At 72.0% G+C, this 26,152-nt stretch carries 22 protein-coding genes; 10 read left to right on the forward strand and 12 right to left on the reverse strand.

Features of this window, described 5'->3' with window-relative positions; translation table 11 throughout:
• The first annotated feature begins 116 nt into the window (after positions 1-116).
• The gene (locus ACP4E5_RS31590) at positions 117-1,136 is read left to right on the forward strand and encodes an endonuclease/exonuclease/phosphatase family protein (RefSeq protein WP_425834613.1); all 1,020 of its coding nucleotides are present in this window, start codon (positions 117-119) and stop codon (positions 1,134-1,136) included.
• A gap of 132 nt (positions 1,137-1,268) precedes the next feature.
• Positions 1,269-2,486 (forward strand): MFS transporter, encoded by a 1,218-nt coding sequence (locus ACP4E5_RS31595; protein WP_425834615.1) that lies wholly within the window; start codon positions 1,269-1,271, stop codon positions 2,484-2,486.
• A gap of 64 nt (positions 2,487-2,550) precedes the next feature.
• Here the strand turns inward: ACP4E5_RS31595 and ACP4E5_RS31600 are convergent, their stop codons facing one another.
• Together ACP4E5_RS31600 and ACP4E5_RS31605 are read right to left on the reverse strand one after the other, a co-directional pair.
• On the reverse strand, positions 2,551-4,167 hold the full coding sequence (locus ACP4E5_RS31600) for a multicopper oxidase family protein (RefSeq protein ID WP_425834617.1): 1,617 nt from the start codon (positions 4,165-4,167) through the stop codon (positions 2,551-2,553).
• Positions 4,168-4,238: 71 nt separating this feature from the next.
• Positions 4,239-4,649: a DUF6153 family protein gene (locus ACP4E5_RS31605; RefSeq protein ID WP_425834619.1), complete on the reverse strand. Its 411-nt coding sequence runs from the start codon at positions 4,647-4,649 to the stop codon at positions 4,239-4,241.
• A 70-nt stretch (positions 4,650-4,719) separates the two neighbouring features.
• Between ACP4E5_RS31605 and gadC the strand changes: the two genes are divergently transcribed.
• A complete protein-coding gene (gadC, locus tag ACP4E5_RS31610) occupies positions 4,720-6,180 on the forward strand; it encodes a glutamate/gamma-aminobutyrate antiporter GadC (RefSeq protein ID WP_425834621.1) in 1,461 nt (486 codons plus the stop codon).
• 48 nt (positions 6,181-6,228) lie between these two features.
• Here gadC and ACP4E5_RS31615 read toward each other — a convergent pair whose 3' ends face one another.
• A complete protein-coding gene (locus ACP4E5_RS31615; protein WP_425834623.1) occupies positions 6,229-8,163 on the reverse strand; it encodes a S53 family peptidase in 1,935 nt (644 codons plus the stop codon).
• A gap of 413 nt (positions 8,164-8,576) precedes the next feature.
• Here ACP4E5_RS31615 and ACP4E5_RS31620 point away from each other — a divergent pair, with 413 nt between their 5' ends.
• Together ACP4E5_RS31620 and ACP4E5_RS31625 are read left to right on the forward strand one after the other, a co-directional pair.
• Positions 8,577-9,938 (forward strand): glutamine synthetase family protein, encoded by a 1,362-nt coding sequence (locus ACP4E5_RS31620; RefSeq protein WP_425834625.1) that lies wholly within the window; start codon positions 8,577-8,579, stop codon positions 9,936-9,938.
• Positions 9,939-10,019: 81 nt separating this feature from the next.
• Complete coding sequence (locus tag ACP4E5_RS31625; protein WP_425834627.1) at positions 10,020-10,328, forward strand: putative quinol monooxygenase; 309 nt, start codon at positions 10,020-10,022, stop codon at positions 10,326-10,328.
• Here the strand turns inward: ACP4E5_RS31625 and ACP4E5_RS31630 are convergent.
• Both ACP4E5_RS31630 and ACP4E5_RS31635 read right to left on the reverse strand, forming a co-directional pair.
• On the reverse strand, positions 10,325-10,750 hold the full coding sequence (locus ACP4E5_RS31630) for a VOC family protein (protein WP_425834629.1): 426 nt from the start codon (positions 10,748-10,750) through the stop codon (positions 10,325-10,327). The genes ACP4E5_RS31625 and ACP4E5_RS31630 overlap by 4 nt on opposite strands.
• Positions 10,751-10,802: 52 nt before the next feature.
• A complete protein-coding gene (locus ACP4E5_RS31635; protein WP_425834631.1) occupies positions 10,803-11,333 on the reverse strand; it encodes a pyridoxamine 5'-phosphate oxidase family protein in 531 nt (176 codons plus the stop codon).
• Between the two features lie 131 nt (positions 11,334-11,464).
• Between ACP4E5_RS31635 and ACP4E5_RS31640 the strand changes: the two genes are divergently transcribed.
• Entirely contained in the window at positions 11,465-14,488 is a 3,024-nt protein-coding gene (locus ACP4E5_RS31640; protein WP_425834633.1) for a bifunctional [glutamine synthetase] adenylyltransferase/[glutamine synthetase]-adenylyl-L-tyrosine phosphorylase, read from the forward strand.
• A 93-nt stretch (positions 14,489-14,581) separates the two neighbouring features.
• On the opposite strand, the gene ACP4E5_RS31645 is transcribed toward ACP4E5_RS31640, so the two are convergent.
• Both ACP4E5_RS31645 and ACP4E5_RS31650 read right to left on the reverse strand, forming a co-directional pair.
• Positions 14,582-14,770, reverse strand: coding sequence for a hypothetical protein (locus tag ACP4E5_RS31645; RefSeq protein WP_425834635.1), 189 nt, complete (start codon positions 14,768-14,770; stop codon positions 14,582-14,584).
• Between the two features lie 134 nt (positions 14,771-14,904).
• On the reverse strand, positions 14,905-15,513 hold the full coding sequence (locus ACP4E5_RS31650; RefSeq protein WP_425834637.1) for a TetR/AcrR family transcriptional regulator: 609 nt from the start codon (positions 15,511-15,513) through the stop codon (positions 14,905-14,907).
• 137 nt (positions 15,514-15,650) lie between these two features.
• Here ACP4E5_RS31650 and ACP4E5_RS31655 point away from each other — a divergent pair, with 137 nt between their 5' ends.
• Together ACP4E5_RS31655 and ACP4E5_RS31660 are read left to right on the forward strand one after the other, a co-directional pair.
• Positions 15,651-17,096 carry an APC family permease gene (locus ACP4E5_RS31655; RefSeq protein ID WP_425834639.1) on the forward strand — a complete coding sequence of 482 codons (1,446 nt, stop codon included), beginning with the start codon at positions 15,651-15,653 and terminating at the stop codon, positions 17,094-17,096.
• A 210-nt stretch (positions 17,097-17,306) separates the two neighbouring features.
• Positions 17,307-18,881, forward strand: a complete 1,575-nt coding sequence (locus tag ACP4E5_RS31660; RefSeq protein WP_425834641.1) for an amidohydrolase — start codon at positions 17,307-17,309, stop codon at positions 18,879-18,881.
• 37 nt (positions 18,882-18,918) lie between these two features.
• Here ACP4E5_RS31660 and ACP4E5_RS31665 read toward each other — a convergent pair whose 3' ends face one another.
• Both ACP4E5_RS31665 and ACP4E5_RS31670 read right to left on the reverse strand, forming a co-directional pair.
• Positions 18,919-19,755, reverse strand: a complete 837-nt coding sequence (locus ACP4E5_RS31665) for a phosphatase PAP2 family protein (RefSeq protein WP_425834643.1) — start codon at positions 19,753-19,755, stop codon at positions 18,919-18,921.
• A gap of 75 nt (positions 19,756-19,830) precedes the next feature.
• On the reverse strand, positions 19,831-20,877 hold the full coding sequence (locus tag ACP4E5_RS31670; protein ID WP_425834645.1) for a LacI family DNA-binding transcriptional regulator: 1,047 nt from the start codon (positions 20,875-20,877) through the stop codon (positions 19,831-19,833).
• 202 nt (positions 20,878-21,079) lie between these two features.
• Here ACP4E5_RS31670 and ACP4E5_RS31675 point away from each other — a divergent pair, with 202 nt between their 5' ends.
• Entirely contained in the window at positions 21,080-22,687 is a 1,608-nt protein-coding gene (locus tag ACP4E5_RS31675) for a SpoIIE family protein phosphatase (RefSeq protein WP_425834647.1), read from the forward strand.
• Between the two features lie 117 nt (positions 22,688-22,804).
• Entirely contained in the window at positions 22,805-23,152 is a 348-nt protein-coding gene (locus ACP4E5_RS31680; protein WP_425834649.1) for a 5-carboxymethyl-2-hydroxymuconate Delta-isomerase, read from the forward strand.
• 169 nt (positions 23,153-23,321) lie between these two features.
• On the opposite strand, the gene ACP4E5_RS31685 is transcribed toward ACP4E5_RS31680, so the two are convergent.
• The 3 genes from ACP4E5_RS31685 to ACP4E5_RS31695 form a co-directional block, all read right to left on the reverse strand.
• Positions 23,322-24,041 carry a TetR/AcrR family transcriptional regulator gene (locus tag ACP4E5_RS31685; RefSeq protein ID WP_425834651.1) on the reverse strand — a complete coding sequence of 240 codons (720 nt, stop codon included), beginning with the start codon at positions 24,039-24,041 and terminating at the stop codon, positions 23,322-23,324.
• 68 nt (positions 24,042-24,109) lie between these two features.
• Positions 24,110-25,189, reverse strand: a complete 1,080-nt coding sequence (locus ACP4E5_RS31690; protein WP_425834653.1) for a PDR/VanB family oxidoreductase — start codon at positions 25,187-25,189, stop codon at positions 24,110-24,112.
• Positions 25,186-26,067 carry a metal-dependent hydrolase gene (locus ACP4E5_RS31695; RefSeq protein WP_425834655.1) on the reverse strand — a complete coding sequence of 294 codons (882 nt, stop codon included), beginning with the start codon at positions 26,065-26,067 and terminating at the stop codon, positions 25,186-25,188. The genes ACP4E5_RS31690 and ACP4E5_RS31695 overlap by 4 nt, the downstream gene beginning before the upstream one ends.
• Positions 26,068-26,152: the final 85 nt, after the last annotated feature.

A 26,152-nucleotide genomic window follows, 5' to 3' on the forward strand; every position in this document is an offset into this window, starting at 1 on the left:
CGGAACTCGGCGCACCGCCGCGTACGTCCCCCTGGTCGTAGGGACAGAAAGCCGCTGCTCATCGCCTAGTGTTTGGCGGGGGCAGCGGGCACGGCAGGCAGTGAGGCGACGACGGCATGGCGCAGGCGTACAAGGGTGGCGACGGCGGCGGAACCGGGACCACAGGACCGGGAGCGCGGCTCCGGAGCCCCGGACGGGGCCCGCGCGGCGGGTCCGGTTACTGGCGGCGCGGCATCCTCCTCGCGGTGCTCGCGATCCTGCTCGCGCTCGTCATGCTGCTGCACGCGCAGATCCCCAACACCGTCGGCAACCTCGGCTCCCTGACCGAGACGTTCCTGCCGTGGCTCGGCGTCTTCATCCCGGTGCTGCTCGTCCTCGGCCTCGTACGGAGGTCGGCGACCGCGGTGATCGCGGTGCTGGCCCCGGCGATCGTCTGGTTCAACCTGTTCGGCGGGCTGCTCACCGACAAGACGGACAGCGGCGGCGACCTGACCGTCGTCACCCACAACGTCAACGCCGAGAACTCCGACCCGGCCGGCACCGCGAAGGACGTCGCCGCGTCCGGCGCGCAGGTCATCGCCCTGGAGGAAGTGACGGCGCAGGCGCTGCCGACGTACCGGGACGCGCTCGCGGAGGCCTACCCGTACCACGCGGTCAAGGGCACGGTCGGGCTGTGGAGCAAGTACCCGCTCTCCGACACCCGGTCCGTCGACATCAAGCTGGGCTGGACGCGGGCGCTGCGCACGACCGTCGCGACGCCCGAGGGCAAGGTCGCGGCGTACGTCGCCCACCTGCCGTCGGTGCGCGTGAAGCTCCACTCCGGGTTCACCGCCAGCCAGCGCGACGAGAGCGCGGACGCGCTCGGCGAGGCGATCGCCGACGAGCCGCTGGACAAGGTCGTCCTCCTCGGCGACCTGAACGGCACCATGAACGACCGCGCGCTGAACGGCGTCACCTCGCAGATGCGCTCCACGCAGGGCGCCGCGGGCAGCGGCTTCGGGTTCAGCTGGCCGGCCGCGTTCCCGATGGCGCGCATCGACCAGATCATGGTCAAGGGTGTGGAACCGGTCACGTCGTGGACGCTGCCGAAGACCGGGAGCGACCATCTGCCCATCGCGGCGCGGGTCCAGTTGTGACGCCGAGTGGTTCGTCGTTCGTCACGGCGCTTTAACCTCACGGAACAGTCGACGGGCGAGGCTTTGTTCCGCGCGTAAACTTACGTGTTCCGTACTTGCGCACTCACGCCGTCGCTACCCGAAAGTTCCCTCATGCCCCTCGCCCTGCTCGCGCTCGCCGTGGGCGCCTTCGGCATCGGCACGACCGAGTTCGTCATCATGGGCCTGCTGCCCAACGTCGCCGATGACCTGCACATATCGATCCCGGCCGCCGGACACCTCGTCTCCGCGTACGCGCTCGGTGTCGTCATCGGCGCGCCGCTGCTCGCCGCGGTCACCGCGCGGATGCCGCGCCGCCGCGTCCTCATCGGCCTGATGGCGCTGTTCGTCGTCGGCAACGCGGTCTCGGCGGCGGCCCCCGACTACCACTCGCTCATGCTCGCCCGCTTCGTCAGCGGCCTGCCGCACGGGGCGTTCTTCGGCGTCGGCGCGGTCGTCGCGACGTCCCTCGTCGCGCCGGAACGCAAGGCCCGCTCGGTCTCGCTCATGTTCCTCGGCCTGACCATCGCGAACGTCGTCGGCGTGCCCGCCGCGACGGCGATGGGCCAGCAGCTCGGCTGGCGCGCCACGTTCCTCGCGGTCAGCGCGATCGGGCTCGTCGCGATCGCGGCGCTCCTCGCGCTGGTCCCCGCGGACCACGGCCAGGGCGAGACGGCCGCGGGCCTGCGGGGCGAACTGCGCGCCCTGAAGTCCCTTCCGGTCTGGCTCGCGCTCGGCACGACGGTCGCAGGCTTCGGCGCGCTCTTCGCCGCGTACAGCTACATCACGCCGATGCTCACGGACGCGGCGGGCTACGCGGACGCGTCCGTGACGCTGCTCCTCGCGCTCTTCGGCATCGGCGCCACCATCGGCAACCTCATGGGCGGCCGCCTCGCGGACCACTCCCTGCGCCGCACCCTCTTCGGCGGCCTGACGTCGCTGGCCGTGGTCCTGGCGCTCTTCCCGATCCTGATGCGTACGGAGTGGAGCGCGGCGCTCGCCGTCTTCCTCCTCGGCATGGCGGCGTTCACGACGGGCTCCCCGCTCCAGCTGATCGTGATGGAGAAGGCCTCCGCGGCCCCCTCCCTCGCCTCGTCCGCGAACCAGGCCGCCTTCAACCTGGCCAACGCCGGCGGCGCCTGGATCGGCGGCCTCGCGCTCGCCGCGGGCTTCGGCGTGACGTCCCCGGCGCTCACGGGCGCGGCGCTGGCCGTGCTCGGCGTGGGCGTCGCGTCGGTCGCGTACGCCGTGGACCGGGGTCGCGGTGCGACGGCCCAGGGGCGGCTGGTGGCCTCCCACGTCCCGGCGGAACACGAGCCGGCCCGGCGCTGAAGGCCGCGGCGGCCCGCCTTCGGACGAGGCGGGCCGCGCACGCGCCCTCAGGCGTGCCCGGTGCTCAGTGGCGGTAGCCCAGCACCGTCATCATCCCGGCCTCCGAGTGGTACACGTTGTGGCAGTGGACCATCCACAGGCCGGGGTTGTCCGCGTCGAAGTCGACCGTGAGCGTGCGCTTCGGGAGGACGATCGCCGTGTCCTTGCGGGGGCCGTCCGGCAGCGCGAACGTGTGGCCGTGCAGATGGACCGGGTGCCACATCGACGTCGAGTTGGCGAAGACCAGGCGGACCCGCTCGCCCGTGCGCACCGGGTAGCGCTCGTCCGGGTCGTACGGCTTCTTGTTGAACGCCCAGTCGTACTTGGCCATCCCGCCGGTCAGCTTGAGCTTGATCGTGCGGTCGGGCTTGCGGGAGTCGAGCGCCACCGAGTCGTCCGAGCGGAGCTTGTCGGCGGTGAGGAGGCGGCCGTCCAGTTCCTTGGGGCGCACGGACGCGGCCGGCGTCGAACCCGAGCCCGTACGCAGCACCGCCATCCCCGACGCCTTCTTGCCCTCCGCGAGCGCCGTCAGCGGGAACACCCCGTCGCCCGCCGTGACCAGCACGTCGTACCGCTCGCCCATCCCGAGAAGCAGCGCGTCCGTCTTCGCGTGGCGCACCGGGAAGCCGTCCGTGTGCGTCACCGTCATCTCGTGGCCGCCGAGCGCGACGCGGAACGCCGTGTCGCCGCCCGCGTTGACGAACCGGATCCGGATGCGGTCGCCGGGGCGGGCCTTCAAGGACGAAGGGGCCGCCGGGGTACGGCCGTTGACCAGGTAGTGCGGGTACTTCACGTCGCCCGCGTCGCCGCCCAGCAGGTCGCTCTTCGCGCCCATCATCATGCGGGACGGCCCGGCCGGGGGCTCCTCCGTACGCATCGACATGCCTTCCATCCCCGGCATGTCGTGCCCCGAGTGGCCGCCGCCGGAAGAACCGCCCGAGCCGCCCCCGTGGTCCATCCCCGACCGCAGCTCCTTCAGCACCGCGTCCGGCGTCGAGCCGTCCACCCCGTCGACCCAGTCGTCGAGGACGACCACCCACTCCTTGTCGTAGGAGAGCGGCTCCTTCGGGTCCTCGACGATCAGCGGCGCGTACAGCCCGCGGTCCTGCTGCGTGCCGGAGTGCGGGTGGAACCAGTACGTGCCGGGGTGCGCGACCTTGAAGCGGTACGTGAAGTCGGCGCCCGGCGCGATCGACTTCTGGGTCAGGGCCGGTACGCCGTCCATGTCGTTGCGCAGCGCGACGCCGTGCCAGTGCATCGACGTGGGCTCGGGGAGGTGGTTGGCGAGGGTCAGGTCGAGCGTGTCGCCCGCGGTGACCCGGACCTCCTTGCCGGGCAGATCGCCGCCGTACGACCAGGACTTGACGGTGCTGTCGCCCAGGTCGAGCCGGGTCGCGGCGGCCGTGAGCCGGACCTCGCGGACCCGGCCGTCGGCGCCGCGCTTCTTCTCGGCGGCGGCGACCTCCTTGCCCGCGGGGTCGATGTAGCCGGAGGGCGCGGCACCGGAGTCGCCGTGGCCGCCGTGGCCGGAGGAGGAGCCGGCCGAGTTCGAACAGGCGGTCAGGGCTCCCGTGCCGGCGACGGCGATCGCCGCGCCGAGCAGGGTGCGCCGGTTCGGGGCGTGCGGGTGTTGCTTGCGCATGCGTGAGTACCTCGATGTCGGTGAGGGTGAAAAGGGGAATGTGATTCAGGCGCGCGAAATCGTGCGCAGGCCTAAATGCGCAGCACCGACAGTCGGGACAGAAGTCTTCGCGGCGGGGGAGGGTTGGGGTGCTGGGCGAACGCCAGGCCCCGTGCGCGCGGCCCCGGCGCCGCCGCCGTGAGCAGCGGCCGCAGCACCCACGCGGTCAGCAGAAGCAGCGTGAACGAGCCGAGCACCGCGAGGCATACGTTCATCGAGTCCATGCCGCCGTGGCCGGGGGAGTCGGGCGCGTGCTCGTGCGCGGCGGGCGCGTGGGGCGGCGTCCCGTGGGCCGGTGCGGCGGCCGACATGGACATGGGCGCCGCGTCCGCCTCGGGCCCCGACGGATGCCCCAGCGTGTGCATGCCGACGATCCCGAGGAGCAGCGCGGCGAACAGCAGCAGCCGCTGCCACCGCCCCGTCCCGCTCCTCTTCCTCGCCATGCCCCGCACCTTACCCCCACCCGGTATCCCGCGACGTGCGGCCTCCCCCTCCCGCACCGATCATGAGCCCATGACGACTGCGGACAATCCAGGGCAAAGGGATCAGGTCGCGGACGACGGTACCCGTCGGCAGTTCATTTCCTGGGTCACCCTCGGCCTGATGACCACGGCCTCCGTCGCCAGCCTGCGGCCCTCGCCCTCCATGGCGCTGTACGGACTCGCCGCGATCTTCCTCTATCTGCTCCCGGCCGTCGTCTTCCTGCTGCCCACCGCCCTCGTCGGCGCCGAACTCGCCTCCGGCTGGACGGGCGGCATCTACCGCTGGGTCAGCGAGGCGCTCGGCAAGCCGCTCGGGTTCATCGCCGTGTGGTGCCAGTTCGCGATGACCATCGCCTACTACCCGAGCCTGCTCGCCTACGTGGCGTCCACCTTCGCGTACGTCATCCACCCGAGCCTCGCCGAGAACGGCCTGTACGTCGCGATCTGCATCGTCGTCCTGTACTGGGCCGGTGTGTACGTGAGTTCGCGCGGGACGAAGACGATCGCGGGCCTGTCGTCCCTGGGCCTCATCATCGGGACGCTGATCCCCGGCGTCGTGCTCGTCGTCCTCGGGCTCGTCTTCCTCGGCCAGGGCAACCCGTCCGCCGCCCCCATGGACGGGAGCCACTGGCTGCCGCCGTGGACGGGCCTCGCCAGCCTCGTGCTCATCGTCAACAACTTCCTGTCCTACGCGGGCATGGAGATGAACGGTGTGCACGTGTCGTCGCTGCGCAGCCCGCGCGCCGAGTACCCGCGCTCGATCTTCCTCGCCACCGGCCTCGTCCTGCTGATCTTCATCCTCCCGGCCCTCGCGATCAGCTGGGTGATGCCCGCGAAGCAACTCAGCCTGACCGCGGGCCTGATGCAGGCGTTCCAGGCGTTCTTCGACCACTTCGGGGTCGGCTGGATGACGCGGATCGTCGGCGTGATGCTGGTGTGCGCGGCGCTCGGCGGCATGCTGACCTGGCTCGCGGGGCCCGCGAAGGGGCTCGTGCTGCTGTCCCGGCAGGAGGGCTATCTGCCGCCGTTCCTGCAGAAGTTCAACAAGTACGGCGTCCCGCAGAACGTGATGGTCGCGCAGGGGGTCCTGACCACGCTCATCGGCGTGCTCTACGCCTTCAGCGACAACGTATCCAGCCAGTACTGGATGTTCTCCGTCATCACGATCCAGATCTATCTGGTCGCGTATCTGCTGATGTTCGTGGCCGTGGTGCGGCTGCGGCGCTCGCAGCCGGACGTGCCGCGCGGCTTCGTCGTCCCGGCCGTCACCGCCGTCGCGGGCGTCGGGTTCGTGGCCTCGGTCCTCGCGCTCGTGATCGGCTTCGTGCCGCCGGACCAGTACGACACCGGGCCGCTGTGGCGCTACCTGCTGATCGTCGGCGGCGGGCTGCTCGTCCTCGGCATCGCGGCGCCGGTCGCGTTCCTCAAGTTCCGCAAACCGAGCTGGATCCACCCGGACCACCGTGACCCCGTGGTGGGCGAACAAGGCTGAGCCCCGGCGGCGAGGTGAGCGCCCACCCGCCGCCGGGGCGTCCTTCGGTCAGCGGCGGTACGAGTTCACGTAACCCGGAGCCGGCGAGCCGACACCCGTCACGTCGTCGTAGCCCCTGACGGCCTTCAGGGAGGCGTCCTTGCCGAGGCTGCGCACTGAGGTGAGCAGGCCCTCCGACGCGTCGTAGCTGTTGGCGAAGTCGACGCGGACCACGGCGAGGTCCTTGCCGGTCGGCTTGTCGACCACGTCGTGGTACTTCGCCGTGCCGTACCGGTCGTAGATCACCGGGTTCGCGAAGCCGAGCGACTTGCCGCCGCCCGTCTGCTGCGCCAGCGCCTGCACGCCCGCGATGACCGGCGCGGCGAGCGAGGTGCCGCCGATGCGGTACTCGTCGTAGCCGAGCGAGCCGTCGGGCATGGTCTGCGTCTGGCCCACCAGGAAGCCGGTGTTCGGGTCGGCGATCGCGGAGATGTCGGGCACGACGCGGTTCTTGCCGCCGTTGGCGCCCGCCAGCGAGTCCGGTACGACACCCTTCTGGTAGTCGGGCTGCGCGACCGTCTTGCTGGTGCCGCCGCCCGCGCCCGAGGTGTACGCGCCCGGGAAGTCGGTCCAACTCTTGCCGTCCGCGGCCAAGTTGGACTTCAGCGTGCCCCAGCCGGTCTCCCACTGGTACCGGTCGCCCTGGCCGACGGCGAGCGAGGTGCCGCCGACCGCCGTCACCCACGCCGAGTTGGCGGGCGTGTCGACCTGCTTCGTACCCGTCGACGCGACGTTGTCGCCGTTGTCGCCGGAGGAGAAGTAGAAGCCGATGCCCTCGACGGCGCCGAGCTGGAACACCTGGTCGTAGGCGGCGGCCAGTTCGGGCGTCTGGTTGGCCTCGATGTCGCCCCAGGAGTTGGAGACGATGTCGGCCAGGTGGTGGTCGACGACCTTGCCGAGCGAGTCGAGCAGGTCGTCGTCGTAGCAGGAGGCGGCGCCCACGTACGTGACGTTCGCGGACGGGGCCATCGCGTGCACGGCCTCGACGTCGAGGGTCTCCTCGCCGTACCAGCCGGCCGCGTCGCACTCCTTGATCCGCGAGTACTTCTTCGGCAGGGACTGGTTCAACTGCCCTGTCGCATAGGGCGCGTCGCCGTGCTTCTTCGCGTACGTCGCCGCGTCCTTGGCGATGGTCGGCGAGGCGTACGCGTCGGTGATCGCGACCTTCACACCCTTGCCGGTCGCCTTGCCGGCGCCGTACGCGGCACGCAGCTGCTTGCCCGTGTAGCCCTTCACGGCGTACGGGGCCTTGCCGCCGTACGCGTCCGGGAGCGTGCTCGCGGTGTTGGAGCCGTAGTACGTGGAGAACGGGCCCGCGTTGCGGAACACGGCGCTCGGCGGCGGCAGCTGGTCCTGCTTCGCCGCCTTGTGCGGGGCGCTGTCGAGGCCGGTGACCGTGAGCACGGCGCCGTCGAGGGAGGCGGGCACGGAGGCGGCGCCGGTCGGGGCGCGGTAGGTGTGGCCGCCCTTGGTGTAGTCGTGCAGCTCGGTACCGAAGGCCTTCTCCGTGGCGGCGACGTCACCCGACACGGAGAGGTAGTGCGCGGTGGAGCCGGTCACGGTCAGGCCGGAGGACTTCAGCCAGGCCGTGACCTCGGCTATCTGCTGCTTCGTCGCCCCGAAGCGGCTGCGCGCCTCCTTGGCGCTCAGATACTTCTGGTACTTCGGCGACTTCGGGTCGGACACGTCCTTCGCGTACGCGGCGAGGCCCTTGGCGTCCCGGCCGGCCAAGTACACGCGCGTGGACACCTTGCCGGTGTCCGCGGTGTCGCCCTTGTCGGCGGAGCCGGTGGCCCACAGCGGCCTGGTGCCGGAGAGGGTGTCGCGGCTGTTCGCCTGGGCGTGGGCCGGGGCGGCGAGAGCGAGGGCGCCGGCGAGCAGCGGAAGGGTGGCCGCGATGCTCAGGCCTGCCCGGGTGCGGCGTGTGCCGCGGTTGGATCTCATGTGGTACCCCCCTGGATAGAGGTGCTGGAGATGCTGAGGTGCATGTGTAATGCACACGCAGAAGGGCCCACTCTTGCCAACAACCGTTCACGCGGGGGAAATGAGACGATCAAGAAGACGTCAAGTCGGCTCAACTACGGTCGGGATAAGCTGATTTGGGCGCATCGGGGGCGGGCCGGCCGCCCGTGACGCGGTGCCGCGGCCGGTCGTCCGCCGGGTGGATCACGGGGCGGGCACTATGACCCCGAGACGTTCGGCAGGCACTATGAACACATCACCGACCGATCAGCGGCGATCAAGGTCGGCAACGCGCCGGAAACCGGCGTGTGGTGGGATGTGACCACGTCCCCTGTGAGTCGTGGGTCGGCGTGGGAGCAGTAGGCCTGACCAGCAAGGATGGGTGGAAGCGAGAGATGGACAAGCAGCAGGAATTCGTGCTCCGGACCCTTGAGGAGCGCGACATCCGGTTCGTACGTCTGTGGTTCACGGACGTGCTGGGCTTCCTCAAGTCGGTGGCAGTGGCTCCGGCCGAGCTGGAACAGGCGTTCGATGAGGGCATCGGCTTCGACGGCTCGGCGATCGAGGGCTTCGCCCGCGTATACGAATCCGACATGATCGCCAAGCCGGATCCGGGCACGTTCCAGGTCCTGCCGTGGCGCGCGGAGGCCCCTGGCACGGCGCGCATGTTCTGCGACATCCTGATGCCCGACGGCTCGCCGTCCTTCGCCGACCCGCGCTACGTCCTGAAGCGGGCCCTGGCCAAGACCTCCGACCTCGGCTTCACCTTCTACACCCACCCCGAGATCGAGTTCTTCCTGCTCAAGGACAAGCCGCTGGACGGCACCCGCCCGGTGCCCGCCGACACCTCCGGCTACTTCGACCACACCCCGCAGAACGTGGGGATGGACTTCCGCCGGCAGGCGATCACGATGCTCGAGTCGATGGGCATCTCGGTCGAGTTCAGCCACCACGAGGGCGCGCCGGGCCAGCAGGAGATCGACCTCCGCTACGCCGACGCGCTCTCCACCGCGGACAACATCATGACGTTCCGCCTGGTCATGAAGCAGGTGGCGCTGGAGCAGGGCGTCCAGGCCACGTTCATGCCGAAGCCGTTCTCGGAACACCCGGGCAGCGGAATGCACACGCACCTCTCCCTCTTCGAGGGCGACCGGAACGCGTTCTACGAGTCGGGCTCCGAGTACCAGCTCTCCAAGGTCGGCCGCTCCTTCATCGCGGGCCTGCTGCGCCACGCGGCGGAGATCTCGGCCGTCACCAACCAGTGGGTCAACTCCTACAAGCGCATCTGGGGCGGCTCGGAGCGCACGGCGGGCGCCGGCGGCGAGGCCCCGTCCTACATCTGCTGGGGCCACAACAACCGCTCGGCCCTCATCCGCGTCCCGATGTACAAGCCGGGCAAGACGGGCTCGGCGCGCGTCGAGGTCCGCTCCATCGACTCGGGCGCCAACCCGTACCTGACCTACGCCGTCCTGCTGGCCGCCGGCCTCAAGGGCATCGAAGAGGGCTACGAACTCCCTCCGGGCGCCGACGACGACGTCTGGGCCCTCTCCGACGCCGAACGCCGCGCGATGGGCATCGAGCCGCTCCCGCAGAACCTCGGCGAGGCGATCACGCTGATGGAACGCTCGGAACTGGTCGCCGAAACCCTCGGCGAACACGTCTACGACTTCTTCCTGCGCAACAAGAAGCAGGAGTGGGAGGAGTACCGCAGCGAGGTCACCGCGTTCGAGCTGCGGAAGAATTTGCCGGTGCTGTAGGGCCCGGTCGGGGCAGCTCGTGGGACGGTTCTTGGGGACGGTTTCGGCGGGTTTTCCGGATCGGGAGCGGGGTGATCGCGCGTGGTCGGCGTTGGGCTGTTCGTTCGGATCGAGGCACGGCCGGGGTGCGAGGACGAGGTGCGGGCCGCGATGACCGCGGCCCTCGCTGACGTCGAGAAGGAGCCGGGCACCGTCGTGTGGCTCGCGCTCCGCCTCGGCCCCACCACCTTCGCCGTGGTCGACGCCTTCCCCGACCAGGAGGCCCGGCAGGAACACCTGGAGGCCGGCCGTGCCCGCCTGGCCGGGCTGTCCGAGCTGCTCGTGGGGCCGCCGACGATCGAATACACGAACGTCCTCGCCGCCAAGGTTCCCGGTGGCCCGGAGGCCTAAGGCGCGGTGATCGCGTCCCGGAGCGGCACGGTGGAGCGGGTGCGGTATTCCTGGATCGCCCAGCCGTTGCCGTCCGGGTCCGTGAAGTGCATGAACGTGCCGCCGTCGTCGGGGGCGTACTGGACGGGTTCCGAGACGTCCAGGCCGCGGGCGCGGAGTTCCTCGTGGGCCGCCTTGATGTCGGCGACGCAGAGCTGCATGCCGTGGTACGTGCCGGGGGCCGCCGTCCCCGTCGGGCTCGGGAGGCCGGAGGTGAGGGCGATCGAGCAGCCGGATCCCGGCGGCGTGAGCTGGACGACGCGGGCGCCCGGCATCACCTCGCGGTCGACGTCGCAGCGGAAGCCGACCTTGTCGACGTAGAAGGCCTTCGCGCGGTCGATGTCCGAGACCGGGATGGTGAGTACTTCCAGGGTCATCTCCATGGGGAAAAGGTAGGGGCGAATCGCCGGTTCCGGCCCCGCCGACGCCGCGAGGTCACTCGAATCGCCAGCGGGTCTGCGTGAACTCCTCGCCCTTGCCGAAGCCGAAGACGGTGTGCGGCGTCACCGCGAACACCGGGGCGGGGCCCTCCCGGCCCTGGAACGCGCCGTCGGCGACCTCGAAGTGCCAGGCCGGGCCGTACTTCTCCTCCCACGCCTTGGCGAGGGCGTGCAGGCGCTCCGCTTCCGTGACCCGCACCGCCCGCCCCTCGACGACCACGTCGAAGCCCGCCGCCCAGGCGTTCGTGCCGGTGGTGAGGGCGACCTCCGGGTTCCCGGCGAGGTTGAGCGACTTGCGTTCGCGCGCGCCGGAGCTGAAGTGCAGGGCCCCGTCCTGCCACAGGCCGAGCAGAGGCGTGACGTGGGGGCGGCCGTCGGGGCGCACCGTGGAGATCCAGAACAGTTCGGCGCCGGTCAGCAGCCGTTCGGCGACGGCCCACGGGGTGGGCTCGGCGCCGGGGGAGCTGTAGCGCGGGTCGATCGACGTGTGCGGGGGACCGGTGTCGGTATGGGCGTCGTACGGCATCGTGGGCGTTCCCTTCCGTGTACGGGGCCACTCGTACACAGGGGGAGACCGGCGACGGACGCACAACTCATCGGTGCAGCCCGGAGCGCAGTAGGCTCAAGGCCACCGTTGATCGAACAGGAGGCCGGGCGATGATGTCGGTGCCGCACGAAGGGGGAGGGTGGACGGGCGGCCGCAGGAGCAGCACGTTCACCCGGCTGCTGCGACTCGGCTTCACCGATCCGTCCACCGCCGAGCGGCTGCTCGACGCCCCCGCGCTGTCCGCCGTGCGCGCCGACCCGCTGCTCCTGGACGCGCTCGGCACCGCCGCCGACCCGGACCTGGCGCTCCTCGGCCTCGTCAGGCTGGTCGAGGCGCAGGACGACGAGACGGCGCGCCGCGAGCTGCTCGACACGCTCGTCGCCGCGAAGCCGCTGCGCGACCGGCTGCTCGGCGTGCTCGGTTCCTCCGAGGCGCTGGCCGACCACCTGGCCCGGCACTCGAAGGACTGGCGGGCCCTGGTCACGTACGAGTCGGGCGATCTGCACCCCGGCGTGGAGGAGTTCGAGCAGGGGCTCGCCGAGGCCACCGACGAGGTGTCGCTGCGCGTCGCCTACCGGCGCTGCCTGCTGTCCATCGCCGCCCGCGACGTGTGCGGCACGACCGACATCACCCAGACCGCGGCCGAACTCGCCGACCTGGCGACGGCGACGCTGCGCGCGGCCCTCGCCATCGCCCGCACGGCGTCCCCCGCCGACGCCGCGCTGTGCAGGATCGCCGTGATCGCGATGGGCAAGTGCGGTGGCCACGAGCTGAATTACGTGTCCGACGTCGACGTCATCTTCGTCGGGGAGCCCGCCGACGGATCCGCCGACGAGGGCAAGGCGATCCAGGCCGCCACCCGGCTCGCCTCGCACATGATGCGGATCTGCTCCGACACCACCGTCGAGGGCACCATCTGGCCCGTCGACGCCAATCTGCGGCCCGAGGGGCGCAACGGGCCGCTCGTGCGCACCCTCTCCTCGCACCTCGCCTACTACCAGCGCTGGGCCAAGACCTGGGAGTTCCAGGCGCTGCTCAAGGCCCGCCCGGTCGCGGGCGACCCGGAGCTCGGCGAGGAGTACGTCGAGGCCGTGTCGCCGATGGTGTGGCAGGTGTCCGAGCGGGAGAACTTCGTGCCCGACGTGCAGAAGATGCGCAAGCGGGTCGTGGCGAACATCCCGGCGGGCGAGAAGGACCGCGAGCTGAAGCTCGGCCCCGGCGGCCTGCGGGACGTCGAATTCGCGGTGCAGCTCCTTCAGTTGGTGCACGGGCGGACGGACGCCGCGCTGCGCAGCGGGACGACGCTCGACGCCCTCGCCGCGCTCGCCGACGGCGGCTACGTGGGCCGGGTCGACGCCGTGCAGCTCGACGACGCCTACCGGTTCCTGCGCACGCTCGAACACCGCATCCAGCTCTACAAGTTGCGGCGCACCCACCTGGTGCCCGAGGGCGATCCCGACCTGCGCCGCATCGGCCGCTCGATGGGCATGCGCACCGAACCCATCACGGACCTCAAGCGGGCCTGGCGGCGGCACACCTCCGTCGTCCGCCGCCTGCACGAGAAGCTGTTCTACCGGCCTCTCCTCGACGCCGTCGCCGGGCTCGGCCCCGGCGAGACCAGGCTGCGCGCCGACGCGGCCCGCGAGCGGCTCGTCGCGCTCGGCTACGCCGACCCCAGCTCCGCGATGCGCCACCTGGAGGCGCTGGCCTCCGGAGTCAGCCGCAAGGCCGCCATCCAGCGGACGCTGCTCCCGGTGCTGCTCGGCTGGTTCGCGGACTCCGCCGACCCGGACGCGGGGCTGCTCAACTTCCGCAAGGTGTCGGACGCGTTGGGCAAGACACCCTGGTATCTGCGGCTGCTGCGCGACGAGGGCGCGGCCGCGGAGAACCTGGCGCGGATCCTGTCCGCCGGGCGCCTCGCCCCCGACCTCCTGATGCGCGCCCCCGAATCGGTGGCGCTGCTCGGTGACGAGCGGGGCCTGGAGCCGCGCGGGCACGCCCAGTTGGAGCAGGAGGCGCTCGCGGCGGTGCGGCGCGCGGACGACGGCGAGCAGGCGGTCACCTCGGCGCGCGCGGTCCGCCGCCGCGAGCTGCTGCGCACGGCGGCCGCCGACATCATCGCCTCGTACGGCACCGAGGACACGCCCGCCGTCGCCGACCAGGGCGCCCTGGTGGACCAAGTGGGCGCCGCCGTATCGGACTTGACGGCCGCGACCCTCGGCGGGACGCTGCGCGCCGTGGTCCGTGACGGCTGGGGCGACACCCTGCCCACCCGCTTCGCCATCATCGCCATGGGGCGCTTCGGCGGGCACGAGCTCAGCTACGGATCCGACGCCGACGTGCTGTTCGTGCACGAGCCCCGCGAGGGCGTCGACGACCATGAGGCAGCGCAGGCCGCCAACAAGGTCGTCTCCGAGATGCGGCGGCTCCTCGCCCTGCCGAGCGCCGATCCGCCGCTGCTCATCGACGCGGACCTGCGTCCCGAGGGCAAGTCGGGTCCGTTGGTGCGCACGCTCGGGTCCTACGAGGCGTACTACCGGCGCTGGTCCCTGGTCTGGGAGTCGCAGGCGCTGCTGCGGGCCCAACCCGTCGCCGGTGACGAGGAGTTGAGCCGCGCCTTCATCGACCTCATCGACCCGCTGCGCTACCCCGCGGAAGGGCTCGGCGACGATGCCGTCATGGAGATCCGGCGGCTCAAGGCGCGGATGGAGTCGGAGCGGTTGCCGCGCGGAGCCGATCCCACGCTGCACACCAAGCTGGGGCGCGGGGGTCTCTCCGACGTCGAATGGACGGTGCAGCTGCTCCAGTTGAGGCACGGCTGGGCGGAACCGGGGCTGCGCACCACCCGCACCCGTGAGGCCCTCGCCGCCGCGTGCGCCGCCGGGCTGATCCCCGCCGAGGAGGCGGCGATCCTCGACGAGGCGTGGGTGCTGGCCGCGCGTGTGCGCAATGCGGTGATGCTGGTGCGTGGCAGGCCGGGCGACACGTTTCCGTCGGACGGGCGTGAACTCGGCGCCGTGGGACGGTACTTGGGGTACGACCCCGGGCACGTGGGCGACATGCTGGACGACTACCGCCGCACCACGCGCCGCGCACGAGCGGTAATGGAGGACCGCTTCTACGGTGCCCCTTAGCCCCCGGCGGCGGGTGGGCAGAATCGAGCCTCGCCGGCGATTGAGGCGCGGGGTCCGGGGCGGAGCCCCGTGGCGTGGGGGTGACGGGCCCGGCTACGCCAGTTTGGCCGAGGTCGTGCCCGCCATCCACGGCAACCCGGAAGGGCCCCGGTGGGCGAGGACCGTCCGCTCGTCGGCGCCGGAGGCGTGCTCGCGCTGGAGCGCCCCGAAGGGGTGGGCGCCGTCGCCCGGAGCCGCCACCGTGTCCTTACGCGCCGTTACCGTTGCCGTTGCCGTAGACATGAAACCGGCTCTCCGTCCGTACCGTCCGTACCGTCGAGGTCTGGACCTCCGACGATCCTCCCCGCCGGGCCCCGCCGGCAGATGCCATCGGTCGCGAACGCGCGGGCCGAAGGTCCCGGCCCCCTACGGAGGACTTACGCGTCGAGCAGCACCCGGCACCGCGCGACGAACCCGGTGAGCGCCAGCTCGAACGCCGCGTCCGTGCGCCCCTCGGGCCCTGCGCCGAGCGCCCGTTCCAGCAGCGGGGTCCGGCCCTCCTCCGACGGCTCCCACATCGTGTCGGGCGCCGCCATGTCGAGCGCCGAGCCGAGCACCATGTTGTCCAGGGCGATGATCACCGGCATCACGTCCGGCAGCGCGAACCCGGCGTCGAGCAACAGCGCCACCCCCAGCTCGTACTGCGCGAGGACCCGGGGCGCGCGTACCGGATGGGTCGTCAGGAGCGGGATCGCCTTGGGGTGCGCGGCGAACGCGGCCCGGTAGGAGCGGGCCCACCCGGCGATCGCCTCGTCCCACGGGAGCCCCGAGGTCAGCGGCGTCTCGTCGATCGCGGAGCAGATCCGCTCGCGCAGCAGCTCCACGATCCCGTCGCGGCCCTCCACGTGGTGGTAGAGCGAACCCGCCTGCACGCCGAGCCTGCGCGCCAGCTGCGGGACGCTGAACTCGCCGTTCTCGTCGACGATGTCGAGCGCCGCCGTGGCGATCCGCTCCCGGTCGAGGAGGGGTGTGCGCGGCCGGCCCATCCAGGTCCCTCCTTGGTGGCTTCAGAAAATCGGGTCTTCCCGTATGCCCAACGGGAGGTTACATTGCGAAAACCAAAAGCCTTTAGATTTACGCCCGTCCGCAGTGCGGGCCGTCCTCCAGAGGGGCTTCCTGCCGCATGCCCGTGACATCCCCGAAGACGAAGTCCGCGCCGCCGAGCGCGCCGCCCGGCCTGCGCACAGGCACCCTCGGCACCTCCGACATCGCGTTCTTCGTGATCTCCGCCGCCGCCCCGCTCACCGTCATGGCGGGCGTCGCGCCCATCGCCATCTCCCTCGGCGGCGTCGGAGCGCCCGCCGGATATCTGCTCGCCGGCATCACCCTCGCCGTCTTCGCCATCGGCTTCACCACGATGAGCCGCCACGTCACCGGCGGCGGCGCCTTCTACTCGTACATCGCGCAGGGCCTCGGCAAACCGGCCGGAATCGGGGCCGCGCTGCTCGCGATGGTCGGTTACAACGGCATGGAGATCGGCGTCTACGGGCTCCTCGGCTCCGCCACCCAGGACACCGTGCACGCCCTGTTCGGCGCGGACGTGCCCTGGCTGCCGGTCTCCCTCGTGGGCCTGGTCCTGATCTGGTACGGCGGCTTCCGCTCGATCGACTTCGGCGCCAAGGTCCTCGGCGTCCTGCTGGTCGCCGAGACGGGCATCCTGGTCCTGCTCGCGGGCGGGGTCCTCATCAAGGGCGGCGCGCACGGCCTCTCGGCGGCCTCGTTCGCGCCCGGCAACGTCCTCGTGCCCGGCACCGCCGCCGTCCTCGCCTTCGCGTTCGCCGCGTTCACCGGCTTCGAGTCGACCGTCATCTACCGGCGCGAGGCCCGCGACCCGGACCGCACCGTGCCCCGCGCCACGTACATCGCGGTCGCCTTCCTCGGCCTCTTCTACGCCTTCACCGTCTGGATCGCCATCCAGTCCTTCGGCGACGCGCAGGTCGTCAAGGCGGCGGGCGACGACCCGGCGAACCTCTTCTTCACCGCGATCACCACCTTCGTCGGCGGCTGGGCGGCCGACCTGATGCACGTCTTCATCGTCACCAGCGTCATCGCCTCCCTCCTCGCCTTCCACAACGCGATCAACCGGTACGCGCTCGCCCTCGCCGACGAGGGCGTCCTGCCGCGCTCCGTCGCCCGCATCCACCCCAAGCACCGCTCCCCGTACGTCGCCGGGCTCGCGCAGACGGTGCTCGGCGCGGTCGTCGTGCTCGGGTTCTGGGCGGCCGGGGCGGACCCGTACGATCAGCTGCTGCTGTGGGTCAACACCCCCGGAATGCTGGGCCTGATGGCCCTCCAGCTGCTCGCGGCGCTCGCCGTCCCGTTCTTCTTCCGGCGGATCACGCACCAGGAGGGTGTGGTGCGGACGGTCGTGGCGCCGGTCGTGGCGACGCTGCTCCTGGCCGTCGCGATCGGGTTGGTGGCCACGCACATCGACCTGTTCACGGGGGCGTCCCCGCTGGTCAACTGGGTCCTGCTGGCGGTGGCGCCGGCGGTCTTCGTGCTGGGCCTCGCCTTGGCGTGGCGCCTACGGCGCTCCCGCCCGGACACGTACGCACGATTCGGCCAGTGACGGGGTCGACGTCACGGGGCTCCGCCCCGGACCCCGCTGCTCAATCGCCGCAGGGGCTCGAAAGATCTACTCGTCGCCGAACGGACTGAAATGGCTGCCCCGGCGCAGGGATCTGCTTTTCAGGGGCGCGGGGAACTGCGCGAACCCAGCCACAGCGAGAACCGCACCCGCCAACGCGACAGGGTGCTCAGAAACGGAGCGAACCGCACCATGGCCCACGCCGACCTCCTCCTCACCGACGCCCACGTCCGCACGCTCCAGCCCGCTCCCCCGGAGGCAACCGCCGTCGCCGTGGCCGGAGGCCGCATCGTCGCGGTCGGGGACACGGACGACCTCGTACGGGACTGGCAGGGCCCCCGCACCGAGCGGCTGAACCTCGGCGGCGCCCACGTCCTCCCCGGGTTCGTCGACTCCCACAGTCACCCCGTCTGGGGCCTGGAGATGGCGACCGGCGCCGACCTCAGCGGCGTACAGGACCTCGACGGACTCCGCGATGCCCTGCGCAGAGCGGATCGGCTCGGCGGGTGGGTCGTCGGCTGGGGGCTCGACCACAACGCCTTCGAGGGGCGGCCCATCCACCGCGAACTCATCGAGGACGTGCTCGGCGGCGCGCCCGCCTTCCTGCGCCTGTACGACGGCCACTCCGCGCTGGTCAGCGGCGCCGCCCTGGACGCCGCGAGGATCACGGGACCGCGTTCGTTCGCCCAGCGGGCCGAGATCGTCTGCGACGGCGAGGGCCGGCCCACCGGGTACCTCGTCGAGCACGCCGCCATGGACCTGGTGTACGAGGTCGCGCCCCGGGCCTCGTACCAGGACCGCCGCACCGGACTCGTCGAGCTGCTCGGCACGATGGCCGCCACCGGGCTGACCGGCGCGCACGTCATGGACGGCTCCGGGCTCGACCTCCTCGCCGCCGTGGAAGAGGACGCCGAGCTGCCGCTGCGGCTCACCGTCTCGCCGTGGTGCATGCCGGGCGTGGACCGGGCCGGGCTCGACGAACTGGTCGCGCTCCAGAAGCGGGGCGGGCGCCGCTGGCGGGTCGGCGGCGTCAAGTTCTTCATGGACGGCACCGTCGAGGGCGGCACCGCCTGGCTGGAGCACGCCGACTGCCACGGGCAGGGGACGGACGCGTTCTGGCCGGACCCGGCGGCGTACAGCGCGGCCGTACGTCATCTGCACGCGGCCGGCGTGCGCACCGCGACGCACGCCATCGGCGACGCCGCCGTCCGGCACGCCCTCGACACCATCGAGGCGCTCGGGCAGAGCGGCCGGGACGCGCACCGCATCGAGCACATCGAGTCCGTGCCCGACGACACGATCCCCCGGTTCGCCGCGCTCGGCGTCGCCGCGTCGATGCAGCCCCCGCACACCGCGTACACGAAGGGTGACCACAGCGACGAGTGGTCCAAGCGGCTCGGTGACGCGCGCGCCGCCCGCGCCTGGCGCACCCGCGACCTGCGGGACGCGGGCGCCGTGCTCGCGCTCGGCTCCGACTGGCCGATCGCCCACTACGACGCCCGGAAGGTGCTCGCCACGGCGCGGATTCCGCAGGGCGCCGCCGGGCCCGCGCAGGGGCTCACCGGGCTCGAAGCACTGGAGGGCGTCACCTCGCACGCGGCGATCGCGGCGGGCCAGGCGGCGGAGGGGGGCCGGATCGCGGTCGGCCTGCGCGCGGACCTCACCGTGCTCGGCCTCGACCCGGTCACGGCCCCCGCGGACGAGGTCGCCGAGGCCCCCGTCGTCCTCACCGTGACGGACGGCCGGATCACGCACCGGGGCGCCTGAGCCCCGCAGGAACGGGGGCGCCTGACGCCCCCGTTCCCTACGCCTTGACCGGCATCAGGGGTGGCTTCACCAGGCGCGGCAGCGCGTACGGCAGCGCCCCGTACCAGGCCCGCGCCACCGCGAACCCGAACGCCAGGCACAGCATGCCGCCCACCGCGTCCAGCCAGAAGTGGTTCGCGGTCGCCACGATGACCACCAGGGTCAGCACCGGGTACAGGAGCCCGAGGACCCGCACCCACGGCACCGACGCGAGCGCGAAGATCGTCATGCCGCACCACAGCGACCAGCCGATGTGCATCGACGGCATCGCCGCGTACTGGTTCGACATGTTCTTCAGGTTGCCCGAGGCCATCGAGCCCCAGGTCTGGTGCACCGCGACGGTGTCGACGAAGCCGCCACCGCTCATCAGGCGCGGCGGCGCCAGCGGATAGAAGTAGTAACCGACGAGGGCGACCGCCGTCGTCGCGAACAGCGCGAGACGGGTCGCCGCGTAGCGCCCGGGGTGGCAGCGGAACAGCCACACCAGCACGCCCAGCGTGATGACGAAGTGCAGTGTCGCGTAGTAGTAGTTCATGCCGACGATGAGCCAACTCACCGAATTCGCGGCATGGTTGACGGTCTGCTCGACGGAGATACCGATGCTGTGCTCGGTCTGCCAGATCCAGTCGGCATTGCGCAGCGCCTGAGCCTTCTGCTCCGGGACCGCGTTGCGGATCAGGGAGTACGTGTAGTAACTCACCGCGATCAGCAGGATCTCGAACCAGAGGCGCGGGCGCCGCGGCGCCCGAAGGCGACGCCCGGCGCGGTCTTCCGCGATGGGTGAGGGTGTGGCCCCTTTTCGGCCTTCACGTGTCGTCACGGTCGTTTCACCCATAGGCACAGAGTCTGCCAGATTCCGGCCCCCCGACCGATCATCCCTTGGGCGGGTCACGGGCGCACCCGCTACGCCCTACGGACGAGGTCGAACCCCTGAGGACACCGCTGCCGACGCGGCCGTCGACCCCCGTACCACCAGCTCCGGCATGAACACGAATTCGCTCGGGGGCGCGGGCGTGCCGCCGATCTCCTCAAGCAGCGTGTGCACCGCCGCCTGCCCCATCGCGTGCACCGGCTTACGGATCGTGGTCAGCGGCGGATCGGTGAACGCGATCAGCGGAGAGTCGTCGAAACCGACCACGGAGACGTCCTTCGGCACGTCCATGCCGCGCTCACGCACCGCCCGAATGGCGCCGAGCGCCATCATGTCGCTCGCGCAGACCATCGCGGTGCAGCCTTGGTCGAGCAGTGCGGAGGCCGCGGCCTGCCCGCCCTCCAGGGTGTAGAGGGAGTGCTGGACGAGATCGTGCTCGATCTCGTCCTCCGGCAGGTCGAGCCGCTCCGCCATCGTGCGTACGAAGCCCTCGATCTTCCGCTGTACGGGCACGAAGCGGCGCGGCCCCACGGCCAGGCCGACCCGGGTGTGGCCGAGCGAGAGCAGATGCGTCACCGCGAGGCGGGCCGCGGCGCGGTCGTCCGGCGAGATGAAGGGTGCGGCGACCGCGGGCGCGTACCCGTCGACGAGCACGAAGGGGACGCCCTGGCCGCGGAGGCGTTCGTAGCGCTGGGTGTCGGCGGTGGTGTCGGCGTGCAGCCCGGAGACGTAGATGATGCCGCTGACGTCGCGCTCGACGAGCATGTCCGTCAGCTCGTCCTCGGTGGAGCCGCCGGGGGTCTGCGTGGCGAGGACCGGGGTGTAACCCTGCCTGGTCAGGGCCTGCACCACGACCTGGGCGAGCGCGGGGAAGATCGGGTTCTCGAGTTCCGGGGTGATCAGGCCGACCAGGCCCGCGCTGCGCTGCTTGAGGCGCACGGGGCGCTCGTAGCCGAGCACGTCGAGGGCGGCGAGGACGGACTGGCGGGTGGCCGCGGCGACCCCCGCCTTCCCGTTGAGCACGCGGCTGACGGTCGCTTCGCTGACCCCCGCTTGGCTTGCGATGTCGGCAAGGCGTGCGGTCACGGGACGCGACCTTACCCGTCACTCGCCGCATTGCCCACCGAACAGGAAGTACCGGCCGGGCAAGCCGCGTTGAGCCCCGCCACCCGGACCGGTGAACCGACCGAAGGGCAGGCCACCGCACGGGCGTCCGGCGGTAGCTTGGGGCGTTGCGGGCCGAGGGGGCCCGCTCGCTCCGTGCTTGAGGGGCCTTCTCGTGAACGCCATGGGTCAAAGACCTGAGACCGACGCCGGGTGCACCGTCCTGGTGGTCGACGACAGTGCCGCCAGCCGGTACGCCCTGGGTGCTGTCCTGAGCCGGGCAGGGCATGTCGTCATCCCCGTCGGCTCCGCGGGAGAGGCCCTCGTCGAGCTCGATGTGCGGCTGCGTGCGGGGGCGTTGCCCGATGTGGCGCTCGTGGACGTGGGGCTTCCCGACCTCAGCGGGTTCGAGCTGTGCCGCAGGGTCAAGGCGCTGCCCTCGCTCGCCGGGATCCCCGTCGTGCACTTCTCCGCCCGTCCCTCGGTCCCGGCGGATCGCTGCCGGGCGCTCGACGCGGGCGGCGAGGCCTATCTGACGGTGCCCGCCGAACCGGAGGAGATCCGCGCCGTGGTGCGCGCCGCGCTCCGCGGGGCCCGCGAACTCACCGACACCCAGGCCCAGTTCGACCACCTCACCCTGCTGTCCCGAGCCGTCGTCGACGTGCAGGGCGCCCGCGACCTCGCCGAGCTCGCGCGCGCGGCGGCCGCCGCGACGGCCCGGCTCACCGGGGGCGACGCCGCCGCCTTCGTCCTCGTCGACCACGGCGCGGTGCACACGGGCCTGTCCCGGAGCGCGGCGGAGCCCGCCGGGCCGGACGCCGCCGCGCGCGAGCGGGCCGTCGAGCTGGTGCGGCAGATCAACTGCGGGCCCGGCGGCGTGCGCACCACGCTGCGGACCGGGGACGCGTGGCCGCAGGCCTACTTCGGGCCCGGCGGCGCCCGGCTCACCCTCTCCCGCACCCGCGACGGCCGGCTCCCCGTGTGCCTGGCCACGCCCGACTTCGCCGACCCGGACGGCAGAACGGGGCCGCTCGTCGCCCAGCTCGCCCGCGCCACCGCGCTCGCCGCGGAACCCCTCGTCCTGTACGAGCAGGAACGCCACGTAGCCCACACGCTGCAACACAACTTCCTGCCCTCCGTGCTGCCCGCGGTCACCGGCGTGGACATCGGCTTCCGGTACGAGCCCGCCTCCCAGGAGGCGCAGATGGGCGGCGACTTCTACGCTGCGCTGCCCACCCCGGAGGGCGTGCTCGTCGGCGTCGGCGACGTCGTGGGGCACTCGCTCGACGCGGCCACGGTGATGGTCGAGCTCCGGCACGCGCTGCGCGCCTACTGCCTGGAGGACCCGCGCCCCGCCCACCTGGTGACCCGCCTCGACCGCCTGCTCCAGCACTACCATCCGCAGCTCACCGCCACGCTGTGCCTGGCCCTCGTCGACCCCGCGACGGGCCGTACGCGGGTGGCCAACGCGGGGCACATCCCGCCGCTGATCGTGCCGGTCGGCGGCGCGGCCCGGTACGCGGAGGCGGCGGGGCCGCTGCTCGGGCTCGGCCTGCCGCATCCCGAACCCACCGTGCTCGACCTCGACCCCGGTGCCCGCCTCCTCATGGTCACCGACGGCCTCGTCGAGACCCGCGGCATCGACCTGTCCGTGTCCCTGGAGGAGCTGCGGATCGCCGCCGCGGACGCGCCCGTGGACCCGGACGAGCTGTGCGACGCGCTCCTCGCCCGCTTCGGCCGCGACCGTGCCGACGACATCGCGCTCCTGGCGCTGCGGCGCGCTCCGCGGTGACCGGGGCCCGTCGGCCCGTCCGCTGGGCGGGACGTGATTGTGCGGGCGGGCGCTTCCGGGCGAAGGTTGGCGCCGACACGCGTGCGCGCACGCACCACGACACCTCGGAGGGCCCCCATGCCACAGATCACCGTCGACCACTCCGCGGACCTCGACGACCGCCTCGACCGGGCGGGGCTCGCAGGGGCCGTGCACCAGGCCGCCGTCGACATCGTGGCCGCGCGCATCCCCGCGTGCAAGACGCGGTTCCGCGAGGTCGGGACCACGGTGGTCGGGGACGGGCCCGCGTCCCTCGTGCACGTGGAGATCGCGCTTCTGGCGGGGCGTACGGAGGAGGCCAAGACGGCTCTCGCCGAGGCGGTTCTGGCGGCGCTCCCGGCCCACATCAAGGAGCCGGCGGGTGTGCATCTCTCCGCGGAGGTACGGGACTTGGACCCGACGTACCGCTCGGCCGTCGCCGACTGACACGGCCGACCGTCCCCAGGCCACGGGGCTCCGCCCCGGACCCCGCGCCTCAATCGCCGGCGGGGCTTGATATGCCCACCCGGCGGCCGCCGCCTTGGGCAATCTGCCGCCTTGGGCGGCAGGGTGGGCAAGGCGGCACCCCGGTGCCGCGCGCCGATGACGGTGGGGCTCAGCCCGCCGCCGCAGGGGTCCCGGCCGCCGACGGTGCCAGTGACGCGAGGCGGGTGATCAGGGCCGCGAAGGGGCCGTCGGCCGGTTCGTCCGCGAGGAGGTGGCGGAGCAGATCCGCCATCTCCTCGTCGTACGCGGCGCTCACCGCGCAGAGCGCCGCGAAGTCATGGACGAGCTGACGCTGAAGCTCCTCGCGGGGGATACGCCGCCCGTCCAGCCAGATCAGCGCCGTCGACTCGGCGAGCGAGATCCACGAGCGGACGACGAGTTCGAGGCGGGCGGACGGCGCCGAGACCCGCAGATGCGTGAGGATCTGGACGTACGCCGCCTGCCGGACCGAGTCGATCAGCGCGTTCGTCGCGGAAGACCCCACGGCCGGCCCACCCCGCATCAGCGCGGAGAAGCCGGGACCGTGCTCGTCCACGAAGTCGAAGAAGCGGCCCATCACGCGCAGCAGACGCGCCCCGAGCGGCCCCTCCCGCGGCTCCTCGAACCGCTCGGCCAGATCCTGCGCCGCTCGCCTCAACGCCGCCTCGTACAGGCTGAGTTTGCCCGGGAAATAGTGGTAGACCAGCGGCCGCGAGATGCCCGCGGCGGCCGCGATCTCGTCGATGGAGACCTCGTCGGGGGAGCGGTGACTGAACAGTTCGAGTGCGACCCCGATCAGCTGCCGCCGCCGCTCCTCGACTCCCATCCTGCGCCGCGCCACGGTAGTCATGCCGAACACTCTACCGAGCGATTCCGGCCTGCCAACCGGCCCCCGCGCAGCACCCTCGCGCGTCGGCGCTAAAGGTCGAGAACGAGACGCCCGCCACGGGCCCGCGAAACACAGATCAGCATCGAGTCGGCGCGCTCGGCGTCCGTGAGCAGCTCGTCGCGGTGCTCGATCTCCCCTTCCAGGACGCGCTGTTGGCAGGTTCCGCAGAAACCCTGCTCGCAGGAGTACGGGACCGCGGGCACCTCGGAGCGGACCGCCGCGAGCACCGTCGTGTCGGCGGCCACGTCCACGATCCTGCCGCTGCGCCGCAACTCGACCTCGAACGGGCCGTTCCCCTCGGCCGAATTGCGTGGCGTGAACCGTTCGCTGTGCAGCGTGCGGTGCTCGGGCAGGGCCGCCTCCACGGCCGCCAGCAGCCCCTCGGGGCCGCAGCAGTACACGGCCGTGCCGGGCGCGGTGTCCGCGAGCGCGGCGGCCAGGTCGGGCCGCCCGGCCTCGTCCTCCGCGACGACGGTGACCCGGCCCGCGGCCCCGCCGCCCAGCTTCTCCACGTCCTCCACGAACGGCATCGAGGCCCGCGACCTGCCCCCGTACAGCAGCTTCCAGTCGGCGCCCCGCGCCGCGGCCTCCCGCAGCATCGGCAGGATCGGTGTCACGCCGATGCCGCCCGCGACGAACAGGTACGCGGGCGCCTCCGCGTCGAGCGGGAAGCGGTTGCGCGGCCCGCGCACCTCGACCTCCATGCCCTCCCGCACGTGCTCGTGCACCTCGCGCGACCCGCCGCGCCCGCCCTGGTCGGCCGGGACGAGCCGCGTCGCGACGGTGTACGACGACGTGTCCTCGGGGTCGCCGCACAGCGAGTACTGCCGTACGAGCCCGGAGGGGAGCACGAGGTCGAGGTGCGCGCCCGGCCGCCAGGCGGGCAGGTCGCGGCCCTCCAGGCGGAGTTGCACGACCCCCTCGGCGACCTCCTCGTGCCGCGTGACGAGCAGGCTCAGCGCACGGTCCCGCGGCCGCCCAGACGTCGGCTCCTCCAGCGTGGGCAACGGCCACAGCGGCGAGCGCCGCACACGCCGCCGCATGGCGCGCCGCACGACGAACGCGGCACCGGCGACGACCACGGCCCCGCGCAGCGTACGGGCGTTCATCGGGCGGCTCCCGTACGGGCTTCGGCGGCGGTGGCCGCGGGCGACGAGGCGAGGTAGGCGACGGCCTGGGCGGTGTCGCCCTCCTGGTCGGGGTGGTAACTCCGGCTCAGGTAACGGGGGATGGACCGGGCCATCGACCCGGTCGACGGCAGCACGCCCCGCTTGCCGCTGCGGTAGAAGTCCTTCCAGGTGGCCTTGCCGTCGAGCAGCGTCGGGTCGTTCTCCATGAAGAACCGCGCGCCGCGCTGCCACAGGAAGACGAGCGCGGTGAAGGCGGTGGCCCAAGTGCGCACCCGGCGCCGGTAGCTGCCGTCGAGGTGCTCGAACAGCTCGAAGGCCACCGCCCGGTGCTCGACCTCCTCGGCGCCGTGCCAGCGCAGCAGGTCCAGCATCGTCGGGTCGGCGCCGCGCCGGTCCAACTCCTCCGCGTTCAGCACCCAGTTGCCGAGGGACGCCGTGTAGTGCTCGATCGCCGCGATCAGCGCGACCCGCTCCATCAGCCACCACTCGCGCGCCTTGCCCGGCGGCAGCGTCCGGTCGCCGAGCAACTTCTCGAAGAACCAGTCCACTTGGGCCGTGTACGGCGTCGGGTCGAGTCCCTGCTCCCGCAGATGCGGCAGCACCTCGTCGTGCGCCTGCGAGTGCATGGCCTCCTGGCCGATGAACCCGATGACGTCCTCGCGCAGCCGCTCGTCCGTGATGTACGGCAGAACCTGCTTGTAGACGTGCACGAACCAGCGCTCGCCTGCCGGCAGCAACAGGTGCAGGACGTTGATGGTGTGCGTGCTGAACGGGTCGTCCGGCAGCCAGTGCAGGGGTGTCCTGTCCCAGGCGAAGGACACCTGGCGTGCCTTCAACGGAACGCGCGTATTAGACATGGCGTCAATGTACTGACGGGTAGGTACGGGCGATACCCCTCGGGCAGCACTTTTGTGTTTCGAGCCCCTGCGGCGATTGAGCAGC

The sequence above is a fragment of the Streptomyces fractus genome (assembly GCF_049844455.1).
Lineage (GTDB): Bacteria > Actinomycetota > Actinomycetes > Streptomycetales > Streptomycetaceae > Streptomyces > Streptomyces fractus.

Excerpts from the sequence above, each read along its gene's own strand:
- ACP4E5_RS31590 (WP_425834613.1), top strand. The coding sequence starts at position 117 with ATGGCGCAGGCGTACAAGGGTGGCGACGGCGGCGGAACCGGGACCACA.
- ACP4E5_RS31595 (WP_425834615.1), top strand. The coding sequence starts at position 1,269 with ATGCCCCTCGCCCTGCTCGCGCTCGCCGTGGGCGCCTTCGGCATCGGC.
- ACP4E5_RS31600 (WP_425834617.1), bottom strand. The coding sequence starts at position 4,167 with ATGCGCAAGCAACACCCGCACGCCCCGAACCGGCGCACCCTGCTCGGC.
- ACP4E5_RS31605 (WP_425834619.1), bottom strand. The coding sequence starts at position 4,649 with ATGGCGAGGAAGAGGAGCGGGACGGGGCGGTGGCAGCGGCTGCTGCTG.
- gadC (WP_425834621.1), top strand. The coding sequence starts at position 4,720 with ATGACGACTGCGGACAATCCAGGGCAAAGGGATCAGGTCGCGGACGAC.
- ACP4E5_RS31615 (WP_425834623.1), bottom strand. The coding sequence starts at position 8,163 with ATGAGATCCAACCGCGGCACACGCCGCACCCGGGCAGGCCTGAGCATC.
- ACP4E5_RS31620 (WP_425834625.1), top strand. The coding sequence starts at position 8,577 with ATGGACAAGCAGCAGGAATTCGTGCTCCGGACCCTTGAGGAGCGCGAC.
- ACP4E5_RS31630 (WP_425834629.1), bottom strand. The coding sequence starts at position 10,750 with ATGGAGATGACCCTGGAAGTACTCACCATCCCGGTCTCGGACATCGAC.
- ACP4E5_RS31635 (WP_425834631.1), bottom strand. The coding sequence starts at position 11,333 with ATGCCGTACGACGCCCATACCGACACCGGTCCCCCGCACACGTCGATC.
- ACP4E5_RS31640 (WP_425834633.1), top strand. The coding sequence starts at position 11,465 with ATGATGTCGGTGCCGCACGAAGGGGGAGGGTGGACGGGCGGCCGCAGG.
- ACP4E5_RS31645 (WP_425834635.1), bottom strand. The coding sequence starts at position 14,770 with ATGTCTACGGCAACGGCAACGGTAACGGCGCGTAAGGACACGGTGGCG.
- ACP4E5_RS31650 (WP_425834637.1), bottom strand. The coding sequence starts at position 15,513 with ATGGGCCGGCCGCGCACACCCCTCCTCGACCGGGAGCGGATCGCCACG.
- ACP4E5_RS31655 (WP_425834639.1), top strand. The coding sequence starts at position 15,651 with ATGCCCGTGACATCCCCGAAGACGAAGTCCGCGCCGCCGAGCGCGCCG.
- ACP4E5_RS31660 (WP_425834641.1), top strand. The coding sequence starts at position 17,307 with ATGGCCCACGCCGACCTCCTCCTCACCGACGCCCACGTCCGCACGCTC.
- ACP4E5_RS31665 (WP_425834643.1), bottom strand. The coding sequence starts at position 19,755 with ATGGGTGAAACGACCGTGACGACACGTGAAGGCCGAAAAGGGGCCACA.
- ACP4E5_RS31675 (WP_425834647.1), top strand. The coding sequence starts at position 21,080 with ATGGGTCAAAGACCTGAGACCGACGCCGGGTGCACCGTCCTGGTGGTC.
- ACP4E5_RS31680 (WP_425834649.1), top strand. The coding sequence starts at position 22,805 with ATGCCACAGATCACCGTCGACCACTCCGCGGACCTCGACGACCGCCTC.
- ACP4E5_RS31685 (WP_425834651.1), bottom strand. The coding sequence starts at position 24,041 with ATGACTACCGTGGCGCGGCGCAGGATGGGAGTCGAGGAGCGGCGGCGG.
- ACP4E5_RS31690 (WP_425834653.1), bottom strand. The coding sequence starts at position 25,189 with ATGAACGCCCGTACGCTGCGCGGGGCCGTGGTCGTCGCCGGTGCCGCG.
- ACP4E5_RS31695 (WP_425834655.1), bottom strand. The coding sequence starts at position 26,067 with ATGTCTAATACGCGCGTTCCGTTGAAGGCACGCCAGGTGTCCTTCGCC.